Consider the following 13,424-nt stretch of genomic DNA (forward strand, 5'->3'; position numbering starts at 1 on the left):
CATGCGAAGCGGCGCAGGGGGGGCTCTTTTTCAGCGCTGTGATTTCAACTGGTCGTAGGCGTCGCCCACCCGTTTGAACGCCTCTTCGGCCAGCTTGTGCACCAGCGGCGACACATGGCCCAGCCGGTCCGGGTGGTACTGCTGCAGCAGCGAGCGGCGCGCCCGCTCCACTGTGTCCCAGGAGCTGTTCCGGGCCAGACCCCGCACCGCCCACGGATCCATCGACGCCAAAGCTGGCGCCTCTGGCACTTCGGCATCCGTTTCGTCGTCGGGCGCCGCTTCCGCCTCCAGCCGCTGCACGACGCAGATGGCCGCCTGCCAGTGCACGGCGTATTCCGTCTGGCAACTGGGGCAGCGGATTTCGCCGGGCTCGGGCAGGTGCGGAATGCGCAGACGCTTCTGGCAACAGGTGCAGCGCAGGATGCCGTGGGGCGGCGTCGCGTCATCCGGCTCGGCCGATTCGGTTTCTGCCTCTGCCACGCCGGCGTCCAGCGCGGCGCGCAACAGCTCGGTTTTCGACATCGGCCGCTGCCGCAGTTCGGCCCGCAGAGCCTCGCACACCGCCGGGTAGGCCCCGTGTTCGCGGTGCATCGCGGCCAGTTCGTCCACCGCAAATCCCTGCAGCGGGCGCTGGCGGTTGGGCGGTGGCAGCAGTTCCAGTTCACCGGGTTCGGTGGCCAGCAGCCGGCAGGCATGCAGGATGTCTTCACCGGTCAGGTCGTCGCAGGCCAGCGCGTCGGCCGGGTCCAGCAGCCCGGCGAGCATCTCGATGGTCAGGCGCGGCAGATCCAGAAAAGCCGCGCAGGCCTCGACCACGTCATCGTCCAGCGACTCGATGGGCCGGAACCCGATGCGCAGCTGGCTCAGGCTCCAGTAGCTCACGCCCATGGCCGAGGCCAGTTCGCTCAGCGACAGATCCCGCTCGTCCGCACACTGCGAGAGCGCTGCGATCAGCAGGCCACCGGGGCGCGAGAGCTCGTCGGGGTTGAGGCGCCCGCTCCAGGCAACGGGAGCGAATTCGACCGGTTTTTTCCGGAAGGCCGATGCGGCGTCGCGGGCGGGGGCTTGTTGCATGGCGTCGGGGATCTGACTGAACAGCAGTGAGGGAAACAGGAGCACCGATGGTAGCGACCCCGCTGCTGATCCCATGTGCGCTCGGGTACTGAGGGTCATTTCAGTCAAAAAAAAGCCGCCAGCGACGAACTGGCGGCTCAAACCCTGGAAATACTAGCGGCCCATCGATCAGAACGTGTGCAGCAGGCCGACGCCGTAGGACTTGCGGTCGTCGCCGTTGCGCTTGACGAAATCGACGTAGACCGAGGTGCGCTTGGACAGCGCGTAGTTGGCGAACAGCTCGGTCGCGTTGACTTCGGTCTCGGAGTTGCGGGCGTGCTGGAAGCCGACATTGGTCACCGCACCGACGGGGGCGACGGCGCCCACGTAGACGCCCTTGCCGGCCGCTTCGGTTTCACGCACCACGTAACCGCCCACCACCTTGGCCACGCCAAAGTCGTACGAGCCCGCCACCGCCTGTGCCGTGCGGTTGCCCGCAACGCGCTTGGTTTCGGCCACATAGCCCACGGCCAGCGGGCCGTTGCCGTAGTTGGCGCGCACCTGCACGCTGCGCTGGTCTTCATTGTTGCCCGCCAGCACCAGGCTCACGCCGGCGTCAAAACCGGAGAAGTTGGGCGTGACGTACTGCAGTTGCGCGGAACGGCGCGAGGAGCCGTACCAGGTGACCGGGCTGATGCCGGCGTTGTCCATCGCGGACGAGGTGGAGATGCCGTTCAGGTCAAAGCGGGCGTGGCCCTGCGTGCCGAAGGACGAGGTGCGGCCAAAACGCGTGGAACCAAAGTTGCCGGACAGGCCGACCCAGGCTTCGCGCGAGAAGTTCAGGCTGGGACCGCCATCGACCAGGCTCAGGCCACCGCTTTCCAGGTTGAAGTTGGCCTTCAGGCCGCCGCCCAGGTCCTCCGTGCCGCGGAAGCCGATGCGGGTGGGCGTGTGGTAGCTCTGGGCTGGCGAGGTGGCGCTCTTGCCGCCGTTCATGCCGAACTTGCCGTCGGTCGTCTTGCCCACGCTGACGTCGAGCACGCCGTACATCGTCACCGACGATTGCGCCATCGCACCGCCACAGGCCATCACGGCGGCCAGTGCCAGGAAGTGTTGCTTGAATTTCATGATGTCTCCAACAAAGGGGGTGAATACCGCCGTCCGTGTCATGCCTGCGCACGGCCTCGCAAAGCGGCGCTCCGGGGTTCGGAGCCAGCGAATTAGAGAATGGAACATATGTACGAACAAGTTAATTCAGGCATAGCTGCTAGATGTGGCCTGTATGGAACGTTTCGTACATTTCCGGGGTTTTCACCTATGGCGCCAGCATCCGGGCCTGCTTTCGGGAATGCCGTGGACCTGTCCGGCGTGACCACCGAGGCGCACGTTTCAGGCATGCCCCGTCCTATACTGCCGAAATGAACCAGTCAGTACCTTCTGCCGTGCCCGCATCCACCGCCACCGGTCGCACCAACGACCCGGCGCGGACCATGGCCAACATCCTCGAAGTGGCCATCGCGGAGTTCGCTGAAAAAGGCCTGGCCGGCGCCCGCATCGACGAGATCGCCGCCGCCACGCAGACCAGCAAGCGCATGATCTACTATTATTTCGAGAGCAAAGAAGGCCTGTACCTGGCGGCACTCGAAGAGTCGTACCGACGCATGCGCGAGATCGAGAGCGAGCAGCATCTGGACGACCTGGAGCCCGAGGCCGCCCTGCGCCGGCTGGTGGAATTCACCTTCGATCACCACGCCAGCCACGAGGACTACATCCGCCTGGTGATCTCGGAAAACATGAACCGGGGCCAGTTCCTCGCCCAGAGCAAGAGCATCCAGCAGCTCAACGTGCCGGCCATCTCGGCCATCCACCGGCTCTACGAACGCGGCGTGGCCGGCGGGATCTTCCGCCCAGGCCTGGACCCGATCGATATTCACGCGTCCATCTCGGCCTTGACATTCTTCAATGTCTCCAACCGCCACACTTTCGGCCTGATCTTCAAGCGCGACCTGTCCGCCCCTGAAGTCAAGGCCCAGCGCCGCGCCAGCATCGTCGACATGGTGCTGCGCTTCGTGCGGGCCTGATCAGCGCCGCCATCCCTCAACGGCGCCGCAGGCGCCGCTGAGCCATCTGCGCCTGGCCATCAGGGTAAATACCAATCCACAGATTACTAACCAGTTCGTACATTAACAACAAGACACCCGCAGGAGACAACCCGTGATCCAGAAACTCATCGACCACTATTGCCGGGCGTTGTCCGCACTGATGGTCATCAGCCTGTTGCTGATGGTCGTCATGGTGTTTGGCAACGTCGTCATGCGCTACGGCTTCAACTCCGGGCTCACCCTGTCCGAAGAGCTCTCGCGCTGGCTGTTCGTCTGGATGACCTTCATGGGCGCGGTTGTCGCCCTCAACGAGCGCGCTCACCTGGGCACCGATTCGCTCATCGTGCGCCTGCCCGTGGCCGGCCAGAAGCTGTGCCTGGGCGCGACCTTCGTGGCCATGCTCTTCATCTGCTGGCTGATCTTCAAGGGTTCGCTGGAGCAGACCAAGATCAACTGGGACTCCACCAGCGCGGTCATGGAGACCTCCATGGGCTACTTCTACGCCAGCGGTGTGGCCTTCGCCGTGCTGGCCGCCCCCATCCTGCTGCTGAACCTGGTGCGCCTGCTCACAGGCCAGATGGCGGACAGCGAGCTGATCGGCATCCGCGAGTCCGACGACATGCCGCACGGCGACCCGCACCCCTGATCAGAGCCAGGAGACATTCCCATGACCATTGCGATCTTCCTGAGCTCCCTCATCGCCGCCATGATGATCGGCGTGCCCATCTCGTTCTCGCTGCTGCTGTGCGGCGCCGCCCTGATGTGGCACCTGAACATGTTCGACGCGCAGATCCTGGCGCAGAACCTGATCGAAGGTTCCAACAGCTTCCCGCTGCTGGCCGTGCCCTTCTTCATGCTGGCCGGCGAGATCATGAACGCGGGCGGCCTGTCCAAGCGCATCGTGACCTTCGCGATGTCGCTGGTCGGCCATGTGCGTGGCGGCCTGGGTTATGTCGCCATCATGGCCGCGGTCATCATGGCCTCGCTCTCGGGCTCGGCCGTGGCCGATGCCGCCGCCCTCGCCGCCCTGCTGCTGCCCATGATGCACACCGCCGGCCACGACCGGGCCCGCTCGGCCGGCCTGCTGTCGGCCGCGTCCATCATCGCGCCCATCATCCCGCCTTCGATCGGCTTCGTGATCTTCGGCGTCGCCGCCAACGTGTCCATTTCCAAGCTGTTCATGGCCGGCATCGTGCCGGGCATGCTGCTGGGTGTGGCGCTGTGCCTGACCTGGTGGTGGCTGGCGCGCAAGGAGAACGTCAAGCCGCCGGTCCGCAAGACCCGCGCCGAAGTCTTCCATGCGCTGCGCGATGCGATCTACGCCCTGGGCCTGCCGGTGATCGTTGTGGTCGGCCTGAAGTTCGGCGTGTTCACACCGACCGAAGCCGCGGTGGTCGCGGCCGTCTACGCGCTGTTCATCTCGCTGGTGATCTACCGCGAGCTCAGGATCAGCCAGCTCTACGGCCTGTTCCTGGCCGCCGCGAAGACGACCGCCGTGATCATGTTCCTGGTCGCCGCCGCCATGGTCTCGGCCTGGCTGATCACCGTCGCCCAGTTGCCAGCCCAGCTGGTGGAGCTGCTGCAGCCGCTGCTGGACAGCCCGACGCTGCTGATGTTCGCGATCATGTTCCTGGTGATCATCGTGGGCACGGCCATGGACATGACGCCCACCATCCTGATCCTGACCCCGGTGCTCATGCCCATCGTCAAGGCCGCCGGCATCGACCCCGTTTACTTCGGCGTGCTGTTCGTGATGAACAACGCCATCGGCCTGATCACGCCGCCCGTGGGCACGGTGCTCAACACCGTGGCCGGCGTCGGCAAGATCAGCATGGACGAAGTGACCAGGGGCGTCTGGCCTTTCATGATTGCGCAGTTCGCCCTGATGTTCCTGATGGTGCTGTTCCCGCAGATCGTGTTGGTGCCGCTGGGCTGGTTCTACGGCTGAGCCCCCCCGCTTTCCACACCCTTGCCCTGAACCGGGCACGCCAAGGCAAGGGCATCCATTCACCTGCGTCCCGACCCAAAAATCGCTGGAGACATCCCATGAAACGCCTGTTCATCAAGACCCTGCTGGCCACCGCCGCCCTGGCCACCGTCGGCGTTGCCGCCGCGCAGGACAAAGTCATCAAGTTCGCCAACCAGAACGCGGCGGGTCACCCCATCGTGCAAGGCATGGAGAAGTTCGCCGAAATCGTGGCCGCCAAGTCCGGCGGCAAGATCAAGGTCAACGTCTTCCCCGGCGGCCAGCTGGGCAGCGACCAGGCCAACGTCTCGGCCCTGCAGGGCGGCACGCTGGAGATGGCCTCGATGAACTCGGGCATCTTCGCCGCCCAGGTCAAGGACTTTGCGGTGTTCGACCTGCCCTTCATGTTCGCCAACGGCAAGGAAGCCGACGCCGTGGTCGATGGCCCCTTCGGCAAGAAGCTGCACGCCAAGCTGGAAGAGAAGGGCCTGGTCGGCCTGGGCTACTACGAGCTGGGCTTTCGCAACATCACCAACAGCAAGCGCGCCATCAACAAGGTGGAAGACATCGCCGGCCTGAAGCTGCGCGTGATCCCCAACCCGATCAACGTGGACTGGGTCAAGGCGCTGGACGCCAACCCCACGCCCCTGCCCTTCCCCGAGCTGTACGCCGCGCTGGAGCAGAAGGCCGTGGACGGCCAGGAGAACCCGGTCGCCACGATCTGGGGCGCCAAGCTGCACGAAGTGCAGAAGTTCATGACCCTGACCAACCACCAGTACAACCCGCAGTCGGTGGTGATCAGCAAGAAGTTCTGGGACAGCCTGTCGGCCGACGAGAAGAAGATCGTCGGTGACGCCGTGACCGAGTCCGCCAAGTTCCAGCGCAACCAGGCCCGTGCTTCGGTGGCCAGCACCCTGGACAACCTGAAAAAGGCCGGCATGACCGTCTCCGAGCTGCCCGCGGCCGAACAGGTCAAGCTGGTCGAGAAGATGAAGCCGGTGATCACCAAGCACGCCGGCAACGTCGGTGAAGCGACCGTGAGCGACCTGCTGGCCGAACTCGCCAAAGCGCGGAAATGATGCACAAACCGGGTGCTCCGGCACCCGGTTTATGCTCGAACGCTCCGCCTATACCCGACCTCTCGCCATGAAAAAAATCCTCATCCTCAACGGCCCCAACCTGAACCTGCTGGGCACCCGCGAACCCGCGCAATACGGCTACACGACGCTGGCCGATGTGGAGGCCTTCTGCAAGGCCCATGGCCAGACGATCGGCTACGAGGTGGAGTGCTTCCAGAGCAACTGGGAAGGCGCGCTGATCGACCGCATCCACGAAGCCGGCCGCCAGTACAAGGCGGGCGAACTGCTGGGCGTGGTGATCAACCCCGGCGCGCTGACCCACACCTCCATCGCGCTGCACGACGCCATCAAGGGCGTGGAACCGTTGCCCGTGATCGAGTGCCATATCTCCAACGTGCACGCCCGAGAAGCCTTCCGCCACCACTCGTGGGTGTCGCCTGCGGCGGCCGGCATCGTGGTCGGTTTCGGCGTGGACGGCTACCTGATCGCCATGGACGGCCTGGTGCGCAAGTTCGTGAACTCGGCCGCCACCAAGAAGCCCTGAAGGGCCGGACTGCGACCCGCCGCCATGTGCGGGTTTACCTCCGAAGCGCGCGATAAACGAACGATACAGAACGGTTAACGAACCAATCACGCCCGGATTTTGACCTGCCCGGCGCCGAAGCGACCTACAGTCGCGCCCATCTTTTGACCCCGCCATCGAAGAGCCCACCATGATCAACGGCCACACCGAGCTCATCGCCCACATCGGCTACCCGACGCACAGCTTCAAGTCGCCGTCGATCTACAACCCCTACTTTGAACACGTGGGCGTGAACGCCATCGTGGTGCCCATGGGCTGCAAGCCCGAGGACTACCCCGCCTTCCTCAAGAGCGTCTTCACGCTGACCAACATCCGCGGCGCGCTCATCACCATGCCGCACAAGGTGGTCACCGTCGGCCTGCTCGACGACGTCACCCCCACCGTGAAAGTGGCCGGCGCCTGCAACGCGGTCAAGCGATTGCCCGATGGCCGCCTGGTGGGCGACCAGTTCGACGGCGCCGGCTTCGTGCGCGGCGTTCAACGCAAGGGCCTTCAACTCGCTGGCGCGCGTGTGCTGGTGGTCGGCAGCGGCGGCGTGGGCTGCGCCATCGCCGCCTCGCTGGCCGGTGCGGGCATCTCCCACATCAGCCTGTTCGACGTCCACACCACCTCGGCCGAGGCCCTGGGCCAGCGCATCCGCGACAACTACCCGGCCATCGACGTGAAGACCGGCAGCAACGATCCGGCCGGCTTCGACCTCGTGGTCAACGCCACGCCCATGGGCATGAACGAAGGCGACCCCCTGCCGCTGGACGTGTCGCGCCTGGACGCCAGCACCTTCGTCGGCGAGGTCGTGATGCGCACCGAAATGACCGCCTTCCTCAGTGCCGCCCAGGCCAGAGGCTGTCGGGTGCAAGTGGGCTCCGACATGCTGTTCGAAATGATTCCCGCGTATCTGGAATACTTCGGCTTCCCCACCACCACGCCCGAAGTCCTGCGCTCGGTGGCCCGACTGAGTTATTGATCCCGGCGCCCTTTTGCCCCAACCCCTGTATCCCCGCCCGGCCCTGGGCATCGCGCTGGCGATCGCCGCCACGCTCTGTTTCGCCCTGCTCGACACCACCTCCCAGTTCGTGGGCGGTGTCGTGCCTGTTCTCATGGCCATCTGGCTGCGCTTCCTGGTGCAGACCGGCATGACCGTGGCGCTGCTCTGGCCCAGCCAGGGCAAAGCCCTGTTCCACACCACCGCGCCCGGCTGGCAGCTGCTGCGTGGCGCGCTCATGGTGACATCGGGCACCGTGGCCTACATGAGCCTGCGCTTCGTGCCGGTGGGCGACTTCACCGCCATCCTCATGCTCGTGCCACTCGCCATCACCGTGCTGGCCGCGCCGCTGCTGCGCGAACGCGTGCCCACACTCACCTGGTGGCTCATCGCGGGCGGCTTCGCCGGCGCGCTCATCGTGATCCGGCCCAAGGGCAGCGACTTCCAGGGCGCCATGCTGCTGCCGCTGGCGCTCGTGCTCATCAACGCGCTCTACCAGATCGTCACCAGCAAGATGGTGAAGACCGAAGACCCCGGCACCATGCACTTCTACACCGGGCTCACCGGCCTGGTGTTCGGCACGCTGGCGCTGCCCTGGTCGTGGGCGCCCATGGCCACCTGGCAACTCTGGGCCCTGGTGGCACTCATGGGCGTGTTCGGCTCGCTCGGCCATTACGTGATGATCCAGGCCTACCACCGCGCCCCGGCCTCGCGCCTCACGCCCTACATGTACGCCCAGATCGGCTTCGCCACGCTCGCGGGCTGGATCGTGTTCGGCTACGCCCCCGATGTGTGGACCGTGGTGGGCGTGGCGCTGATCGCGGTGTGCGGGGCGCTGGGGGTGCGGGTCCGGCAGGGGTGAAGGCAGAGACCGATCCACTGGGGAAGATCGCCCGCCCCGCGTGAGTGGCTGGTGTGCAGCGTTCTGACGGTGGGTGCTGCTAGGCGTACTCACGCTGACTGCCACGAAGCGGATGTTGGGCGCGGTGACCGGCACCAACCCGTTTTCCGGCCTGGGTCATAGCTGAGCAACGGACCCAGGATGGCTATTGCTTGCTTTGGTGGGAAGCCCTTTTAGTCGCGCCCAACATGGGAGTTCATTCGGACGCAGCGACTTCGGTCTCACGCGTGAACGAGGGAATCACTTCCCCCATCAGACTGTCAGGGTTGATGCCAAGGACCATCCCCACCGGGTCGGGGTAGCTGCTGATCAACTCTTCGCCGCTCAATGACATCTCTTGTCCGCGGGCCCGCCAGGAAGCAATGTGGACCACGCCAGCGATCGGTTCGTATACATCGTCTTCAAACGGTGCAGCCTGGTGACGAATGGCATCGATCATCTTCTGAGGGAAGCGCCATTCTTTGGCGAGCGCAGCACCCACTTCACCGTAGCTGTAGCCAAACAAGCCTTGTTCGGCATGAGCCCTCTTGATATCCAATACGGGCACGCGCTGGTCCAGATCCATCATGGCTTCGGGCATTGCCGCATGCATCATCAGCTCGCCAATACTGTGCACAAGACCGGCGGTGAAAGCGGTGCTCTCGTCAATCTTGATCGGCAGGGCGATGCTGCGAGACAGGTTGGCTGATGTGATGCTGTAGCGCCAGAACTGTGTGTGGTTGACTCCAGCCACACAACGAAAACCCTCACCCAACGATGCGGCAATGACCAGTGCGCGTACTTTGATCAAACCCATCACATTGAGGGCATCCCTGGCGTTGGTGACGGAGCGACTCAGCCCAAAGAAGGCGGAATTGGCGGTCTTCAGCAACTTGGCAGTCAGCACCGGATCTTCTTCAATCAAAGACGCCACATACAACGTGTCCACGTCTTCCTGATTGAACGTGTCCATCAACTTGCGCACGACCCTCGGCGCAGAAGGCAAAGTGTTGGGAAGCTTCAGGAGTCTGTCGATGTTCATGTCGCGCCGGTGTATGTATGGAATGAAGAAGGGCTGCTTTTGAAAGCTATCGGCGATAGCTCGCCACAATGGAGTGCTATTTGGAAAACTTTTTGAATCCAACAAGCTGTCGCAGGCTGCTCTGTGTCGAGAGCGTGAGTGCGCGACTTTCGCTAACAGCCAATGGACAGTCGATGCTGCGAGAAGTTGATCGCGATCCGTTCGACGGAGGGCGAACGTCATGTTTCAGGCCGAGAGCCGTCCTCCGCCTCAGCGAACCCTGAGCGACCGGTCTGGGCACCACTGCGCTCCTCCCCTACCGAGGGTCGGGCGAATCAGGCGCCGCGTTTCGCACGGCCGCGCCGGGGTCCTTTTCGAGCTTGGACAGTGACAGCTCCCAGGTCTTGAGCGCCCAGTAGGCGCCGAAGGTCCAGATGCCCACCATCTCCACAAAGAACACGACGCTGCCGCCGCGGTCCAGCAGTGCCGCCAGAACGAAGCCGGTCGCCGGCCCCAGGAACATCAGCGCGGCCAGCACGCGGTAGGCGCGCCTGAACATCGGCTCCCGGTGCTTGTGGTCGGCAGGCAGGTAGCTCAGCGAATGGCAGGCGCATTGCCAGGCCACGATGCCGAGCAGGACGAACAGCGCGGCCGCGGCCGCGAAGTGGATCGGCAGATCGGGCTGCCGCCCGGCCCAGTCCAGCACGGCGGGGCAGTCCTTGACCAGCTGCATGACACGGTCGTCGCCGCTGAGATCCTTCCCGGTGATGCGTTCCGGATAGACAGCGACCAACAGCGCGCAGATGGCCGCGGTGTTCAGCAGGGTGTTCTCGCGCCGCGTGAGCCCCTTGTACAGATGCAGCCCTGCCGCGATGGCGCACAGCCCGCCGACGAAAAAAGTGCGCATCGGGAATTCGGCACACTGCGCGGCCCCGGTTTCGGCCGATGCGCGGGCGGCGAAGAAGTACGCGCTCATCGAGGGCTGCAGCGGCAGGTCGTGAACGAAGCGCCCCCAGAAGTAGAGGAACGCGGGGAAGGCGAAGGCCAGCACCGCCAGCCCGAACCTCAGGGAAAAATAGGTTTCAGAGAAGTGCCGCCACAGCGCCTGCGCATCGGCGGGTGGCGGCTGGTTGTTCATCAGGCCGGGCTGCGTGCGGTCCATGCCGTGCTCCTTTCGGATGCGGAAACGGTGCCGCCATTCTGCGGCCATCTTTTGCGGCCGCAATCCCTACTCGGAGGGATGCCGCAGCACCGCCTCCGGTTCGTGACGACGCGCGACGACCTACGCCAGGTCCTCGTGCAGGCAGAGGAAGTTGCCCTCGGTGTCCTTGAACCAGGCCGCCTTCTCCGAACCGAGCACACAGACGTGGTTCACGGTCTTGAAGTCGGGCAGGTCGTAGTCTTCGAAAACCACGCCGGCCTGCTTCAGTTCGGCGATGCTCGCGGCGATGTCGGGCACCCGGAAGCTGATGGCCGTGTGTTCGGCCTTGGTTCCCTCGGGCTTCGGGAACAGGGCGAGCGTGCTGCCACCGACCGCATACTCGAACTTGCCATCGGGCCGGAAGTCGCCTGGCGTCAACCCGAGGCAGCGTTCGTAGAACGCCCGGGCCCGGGCCATGTCTTTCACGGGCAGCATCGTGGTCACAGAAGCGTTGCTGAGCATATGCACTCCTTTCACGAGACCTGGCTGCTCCCGCTCCAGAATGACGATCCGGGGCATCGTCAGCCAGCCCATGAGCATAGACCTGCCGTCACCCGAACGCCAGTGCCCTGCCCCGCTCTGGCACCACCGGTCGGCAGCTGGCTTCCTCACGCTCAAGGCCTCCCGCGCGCTGCCGATACAAGCCGTTGAAGCCCCGTTCACCGACCCGCGTTGCCCACCCACCATGTCCCTCTCTGCCCTCTCTGGTTCTTCAGCCGCCGCCATCGGCCTGAGCGGCATGCGCGCCGCGCAGCAGCGGCTGGACACGAGCGCGCACAACGTGGCCAACGCGCTGACGCCGGGTTTCCAGCGTCAGGTGGTGACGCAATCGGCCCAGCCCGGCCTGGGCGGTGTGGACGCGCAGACCGGGCGCGCGTCCGAGGCGGCTTCGTCGGGCGGCGATGACTTCGGCCATCTGGCCGAAGACATGGTCGCGCAGCGCATGAGCGTCTACAGCTTTGCCGCCAACCTGCGCACGGTTGAAACGCAGGACCACTTGCTGGGCGCGCTGCTGGACGCCAAAGCCTGAACGCGCGCAGGGCGGCGGCGCCTCGGCGTAACAGTCCACGACGGCCGTAACCGAAGGCAAGTGCACCCTTCCTGCAAGCCTTGCTTAAGCTGGGGCGCGGCACAATAGGCCCGAATTTTTTGCCCTGGCACCCGGCCGGGCCCAGACCGCCGATCACCATGCCTTCATCCATCTCCCGCCCCTCGTTGCTCAGGTCCCGTTGCACGCTGCTGCTGTGCGCCCTGCTCGCCGCCTGCGCCGCACCTGCGCCGACATCCACGGATGTCGCCGAGGTCGACGAGCCGGAAGAAAGCAGCCGCCGTGCCCCGGTGCCGCCGGTGGTGCTCGATGGCACGGACTGGCAGAACCGGAACCGGATCGAGGGCCTGGTGCCCGGCACACACTGGGAGCACCAGACCTACGCCAGCCGCCGGCCGACGCGCTACAGCGCGACCGAACACGCCGGCCGACCCGCCGTGATGGCCCGGGCCGATGGCGCCAACAGCACGCTGAGCCTGCCCCTGAACCCGCCGCCCGGTGCCTTGCCCAAGCGCATCCGGTTTTCGTGGTTCGTGCCGGCGCTGAACCCGAAGTTCGACCTGGGCGAGAAGGGTGAAGACGACGCCGTGGTGCGCATGATCCTGAGCTTCGAGGGCGACCGCAGCACGCACTGGCGCGCGCGCGACCACCTGGTGTCCGAGCTGTCCAGCCTGATCGCGGGCAAGCCCTTGCCGTTCGCGTCGATCATGTACGTCTGGGACAGCCGCTACCCCGCGGGCACCGTGATCCCCAACCCCTACACCGACCGCATCCGCCAGATCGTGGTCGAGTCCGGGCCGGACCGGCTCAACCAGTGGGTGGACTTTGACCGCGACATCGAAGCCGATTTCCGTCGGGCGTTCGGCGAAGCCCCGGGCCCGCTGGTCGGTCTGGGCCTGATGAGCGACACCAACAACTCGGGCGATTCGGTCACCGCCTGGTACGGGCCGATGGACCTGACGCTGTCGACCGCGACACCCTAGGAGCCGGCGTCCGTCGGCCGGACCACGCCGCGGCGCGGGATCGGAGTCGAGAACACGATGGAGGTGCGGGTCTCGCCGTAGCCGTTGATGTCGCCGAGAAAGCGCTCCAGATCGGGCAGGTCCAAGGCCACGACCTGCAACACATACGAGTCCTCGCCGCTGACGTGGTGGCACTCCAGCACCCGCGCCGAAGCGCGCAGCTTGTCGATCAGCGCCTTCTTGCCCGGTTGCGGCACGTTGATGCCGACGATGGCGCGCACGCCGTAGCCCACCTTGGCAGGGTCGATGTCGGCGTGCACACCGCGCACCACGCCCGCCTCCTGCAGGCGCCGCAACCGCTCCAGCGTGGCCGGGACCGACAGCCCGACCGCCGCGGCCAGTTCCTTGAGCGAGGCACGGCCATCGGTCTGCAAGGCGGACAGCAACCGCCAGGCCTTGTCGTCCACTTCCATGATCTGCCCTCTGTTGCCGATGAAGCCTAAGAATTTATCGAAAAACAGTCATACGGCCTAATTTTCGTGATTCT

General features: G+C 65.1%; 15 protein-coding genes. 9 read left to right on the forward strand and 6 right to left on the reverse strand.

The window, feature by feature from the left end; genetic code table 11:
- Positions 1-30 precede the first annotated feature (30 nt).
- Together F3K02_RS24835 and F3K02_RS24840 are read right to left on the reverse strand one after the other, a co-directional pair.
- Positions 31-1,074: a J domain-containing protein gene (locus F3K02_RS24835; RefSeq protein WP_177139072.1), complete on the reverse strand. Its 1,044-nt coding sequence runs from the start codon at positions 1,072-1,074 to the stop codon at positions 31-33.
- A gap of 168 nt (positions 1,075-1,242) precedes the next feature.
- Complete coding sequence (locus F3K02_RS24840; protein ID WP_177139073.1) at positions 1,243-2,181, reverse strand: porin; 939 nt, start codon at positions 2,179-2,181, stop codon at positions 1,243-1,245.
- Between the two features lie 290 nt (positions 2,182-2,471).
- Between F3K02_RS24840 and F3K02_RS24845 the strand changes: the two genes are divergently transcribed.
- The 7 genes from F3K02_RS24845 (at position 2,472) to F3K02_RS24875 (ending at position 8,627) form a co-directional block, all read left to right on the forward strand.
- Positions 2,472-3,134 carry a TetR/AcrR family transcriptional regulator gene (locus tag F3K02_RS24845; RefSeq protein ID WP_177139074.1) on the forward strand — a complete coding sequence of 221 codons (663 nt, stop codon included), beginning with the start codon at positions 2,472-2,474 and terminating at the stop codon, positions 3,132-3,134.
- A gap of 133 nt (positions 3,135-3,267) precedes the next feature.
- Complete coding sequence (locus F3K02_RS24850) at positions 3,268-3,801, forward strand: TRAP transporter small permease subunit (protein ID WP_177139076.1); 534 nt, start codon at positions 3,268-3,270, stop codon at positions 3,799-3,801.
- Positions 3,802-3,822: 21 nt separating this feature from the next.
- Positions 3,823-5,103, forward strand: coding sequence for a TRAP transporter large permease subunit (locus F3K02_RS24855; protein WP_177139077.1), 1,281 nt, complete (start codon positions 3,823-3,825; stop codon positions 5,101-5,103).
- Positions 5,104-5,201: 98 nt separating this feature from the next.
- Positions 5,202-6,200, forward strand: a complete 999-nt coding sequence (locus tag F3K02_RS24860) for a TRAP transporter substrate-binding protein (protein WP_177139078.1) — start codon at positions 5,202-5,204, stop codon at positions 6,198-6,200.
- A 67-nt stretch (positions 6,201-6,267) separates the two neighbouring features.
- Positions 6,268-6,744 carry a type II 3-dehydroquinate dehydratase gene (aroQ, locus tag F3K02_RS24865; protein ID WP_177139079.1) on the forward strand — a complete coding sequence of 159 codons (477 nt, stop codon included), beginning with the start codon at positions 6,268-6,270 and terminating at the stop codon, positions 6,742-6,744.
- Between the two features lie 169 nt (positions 6,745-6,913).
- On the forward strand, positions 6,914-7,747 hold the full coding sequence (locus F3K02_RS24870) for a shikimate dehydrogenase family protein (protein ID WP_177139080.1): 834 nt from the start codon (positions 6,914-6,916) through the stop codon (positions 7,745-7,747).
- A gap of 13 nt (positions 7,748-7,760) precedes the next feature.
- The gene (locus F3K02_RS24875; protein ID WP_246309793.1) at positions 7,761-8,627 is read left to right on the forward strand and encodes a DMT family transporter; all 867 of its coding nucleotides are present in this window, start codon (positions 7,761-7,763) and stop codon (positions 8,625-8,627) included.
- Positions 8,628-8,862: 235 nt separating this feature from the next.
- Here the strand turns inward: F3K02_RS24875 and F3K02_RS24880 are convergent, their stop codons facing one another.
- The 3 genes from F3K02_RS24880 to F3K02_RS24890 form a co-directional block, all read right to left on the reverse strand.
- On the reverse strand, positions 8,863-9,687 hold the full coding sequence (locus F3K02_RS24880) for an HDOD domain-containing protein (RefSeq protein WP_177139081.1): 825 nt from the start codon (positions 9,685-9,687) through the stop codon (positions 8,863-8,865).
- 295 nt (positions 9,688-9,982) lie between these two features.
- Positions 9,983-10,828 (reverse strand): hypothetical protein, encoded by an 846-nt coding sequence (locus tag F3K02_RS24885; RefSeq protein ID WP_177139082.1) that lies wholly within the window; start codon positions 10,826-10,828, stop codon positions 9,983-9,985.
- A 120-nt stretch (positions 10,829-10,948) separates the two neighbouring features.
- Positions 10,949-11,329 (reverse strand): VOC family protein, encoded by a 381-nt coding sequence (locus F3K02_RS24890; RefSeq protein ID WP_177139084.1) that lies wholly within the window; start codon positions 11,327-11,329, stop codon positions 10,949-10,951.
- Between the two features lie 70 nt (positions 11,330-11,399).
- Here F3K02_RS24890 and F3K02_RS24895 point away from each other — a divergent pair, with 70 nt between their 5' ends.
- Together F3K02_RS24895 and F3K02_RS24900 are read left to right on the forward strand one after the other, a co-directional pair.
- Entirely contained in the window at positions 11,400-11,897 is a 498-nt protein-coding gene (locus F3K02_RS24895) for a flagellar basal body protein (RefSeq protein WP_246309795.1), read from the forward strand.
- 158 nt (positions 11,898-12,055) lie between these two features.
- Entirely contained in the window at positions 12,056-12,898 is an 843-nt protein-coding gene (locus F3K02_RS24900) for a DUF3047 domain-containing protein (RefSeq protein WP_177139086.1), read from the forward strand.
- Here the strand turns inward: F3K02_RS24900 and F3K02_RS24905 are convergent.
- Positions 12,895-13,350 (reverse strand): Lrp/AsnC family transcriptional regulator, encoded by a 456-nt coding sequence (locus tag F3K02_RS24905; protein ID WP_177139088.1) that lies wholly within the window; start codon positions 13,348-13,350, stop codon positions 12,895-12,897. The genes F3K02_RS24900 and F3K02_RS24905 overlap by 4 nt on opposite strands.
- Between the last annotated feature and the right edge of the window lie 74 nt (positions 13,351-13,424).

Origin of the sequence: Hydrogenophaga aromaticivorans, from assembly GCF_013387465.1 — a bacterium.
GTDB lineage: Bacteria > Pseudomonadota > Gammaproteobacteria > Burkholderiales > Burkholderiaceae_C > Hydrogenophaga > Hydrogenophaga aromaticivorans.

What these genes read in the sequence shown, in the direction of transcription:
- F3K02_RS24835 (WP_177139072.1), bottom strand. Translation starts at nt 1,074, where the DNA reads ATGCAACAAGCCCCCGCCCGCGACGCCGCATCGGCCTTCCGGAAAAAA.
- F3K02_RS24895 (WP_246309795.1), top strand. Translation starts at nt 11,400, where the DNA reads ATGAGCATAGACCTGCCGTCACCCGAACGCCAGTGCCCTGCCCCGCTC.
- F3K02_RS24885 (WP_177139082.1), bottom strand. Translation starts at nt 10,828, where the DNA reads ATGGACCGCACGCAGCCCGGCCTGATGAACAACCAGCCGCCACCCGCC.
- F3K02_RS24900 (WP_177139086.1), top strand. Translation starts at nt 12,056, where the DNA reads ATGCCTTCATCCATCTCCCGCCCCTCGTTGCTCAGGTCCCGTTGCACG.
- aroQ (WP_177139079.1), top strand. Translation starts at nt 6,268, where the DNA reads ATGAAAAAAATCCTCATCCTCAACGGCCCCAACCTGAACCTGCTGGGC.
- F3K02_RS24905 (WP_177139088.1), bottom strand. Translation starts at nt 13,350, where the DNA reads ATGGAAGTGGACGACAAGGCCTGGCGGTTGCTGTCCGCCTTGCAGACC.
- F3K02_RS24860 (WP_177139078.1), top strand. Translation starts at nt 5,202, where the DNA reads ATGAAACGCCTGTTCATCAAGACCCTGCTGGCCACCGCCGCCCTGGCC.
- F3K02_RS24840 (WP_177139073.1), bottom strand. Translation starts at nt 2,181, where the DNA reads ATGAAATTCAAGCAACACTTCCTGGCACTGGCCGCCGTGATGGCCTGT.
- F3K02_RS24870 (WP_177139080.1), top strand. Translation starts at nt 6,914, where the DNA reads ATGATCAACGGCCACACCGAGCTCATCGCCCACATCGGCTACCCGACG.
- F3K02_RS24890 (WP_177139084.1), bottom strand. Translation starts at nt 11,329, where the DNA reads ATGCTCAGCAACGCTTCTGTGACCACGATGCTGCCCGTGAAAGACATG.
- F3K02_RS24880 (WP_177139081.1), bottom strand. Translation starts at nt 9,687, where the DNA reads ATGAACATCGACAGACTCCTGAAGCTTCCCAACACTTTGCCTTCTGCG.
- F3K02_RS24855 (WP_177139077.1), top strand. Translation starts at nt 3,823, where the DNA reads ATGACCATTGCGATCTTCCTGAGCTCCCTCATCGCCGCCATGATGATC.
- F3K02_RS24845 (WP_177139074.1), top strand. Translation starts at nt 2,472, where the DNA reads ATGAACCAGTCAGTACCTTCTGCCGTGCCCGCATCCACCGCCACCGGT.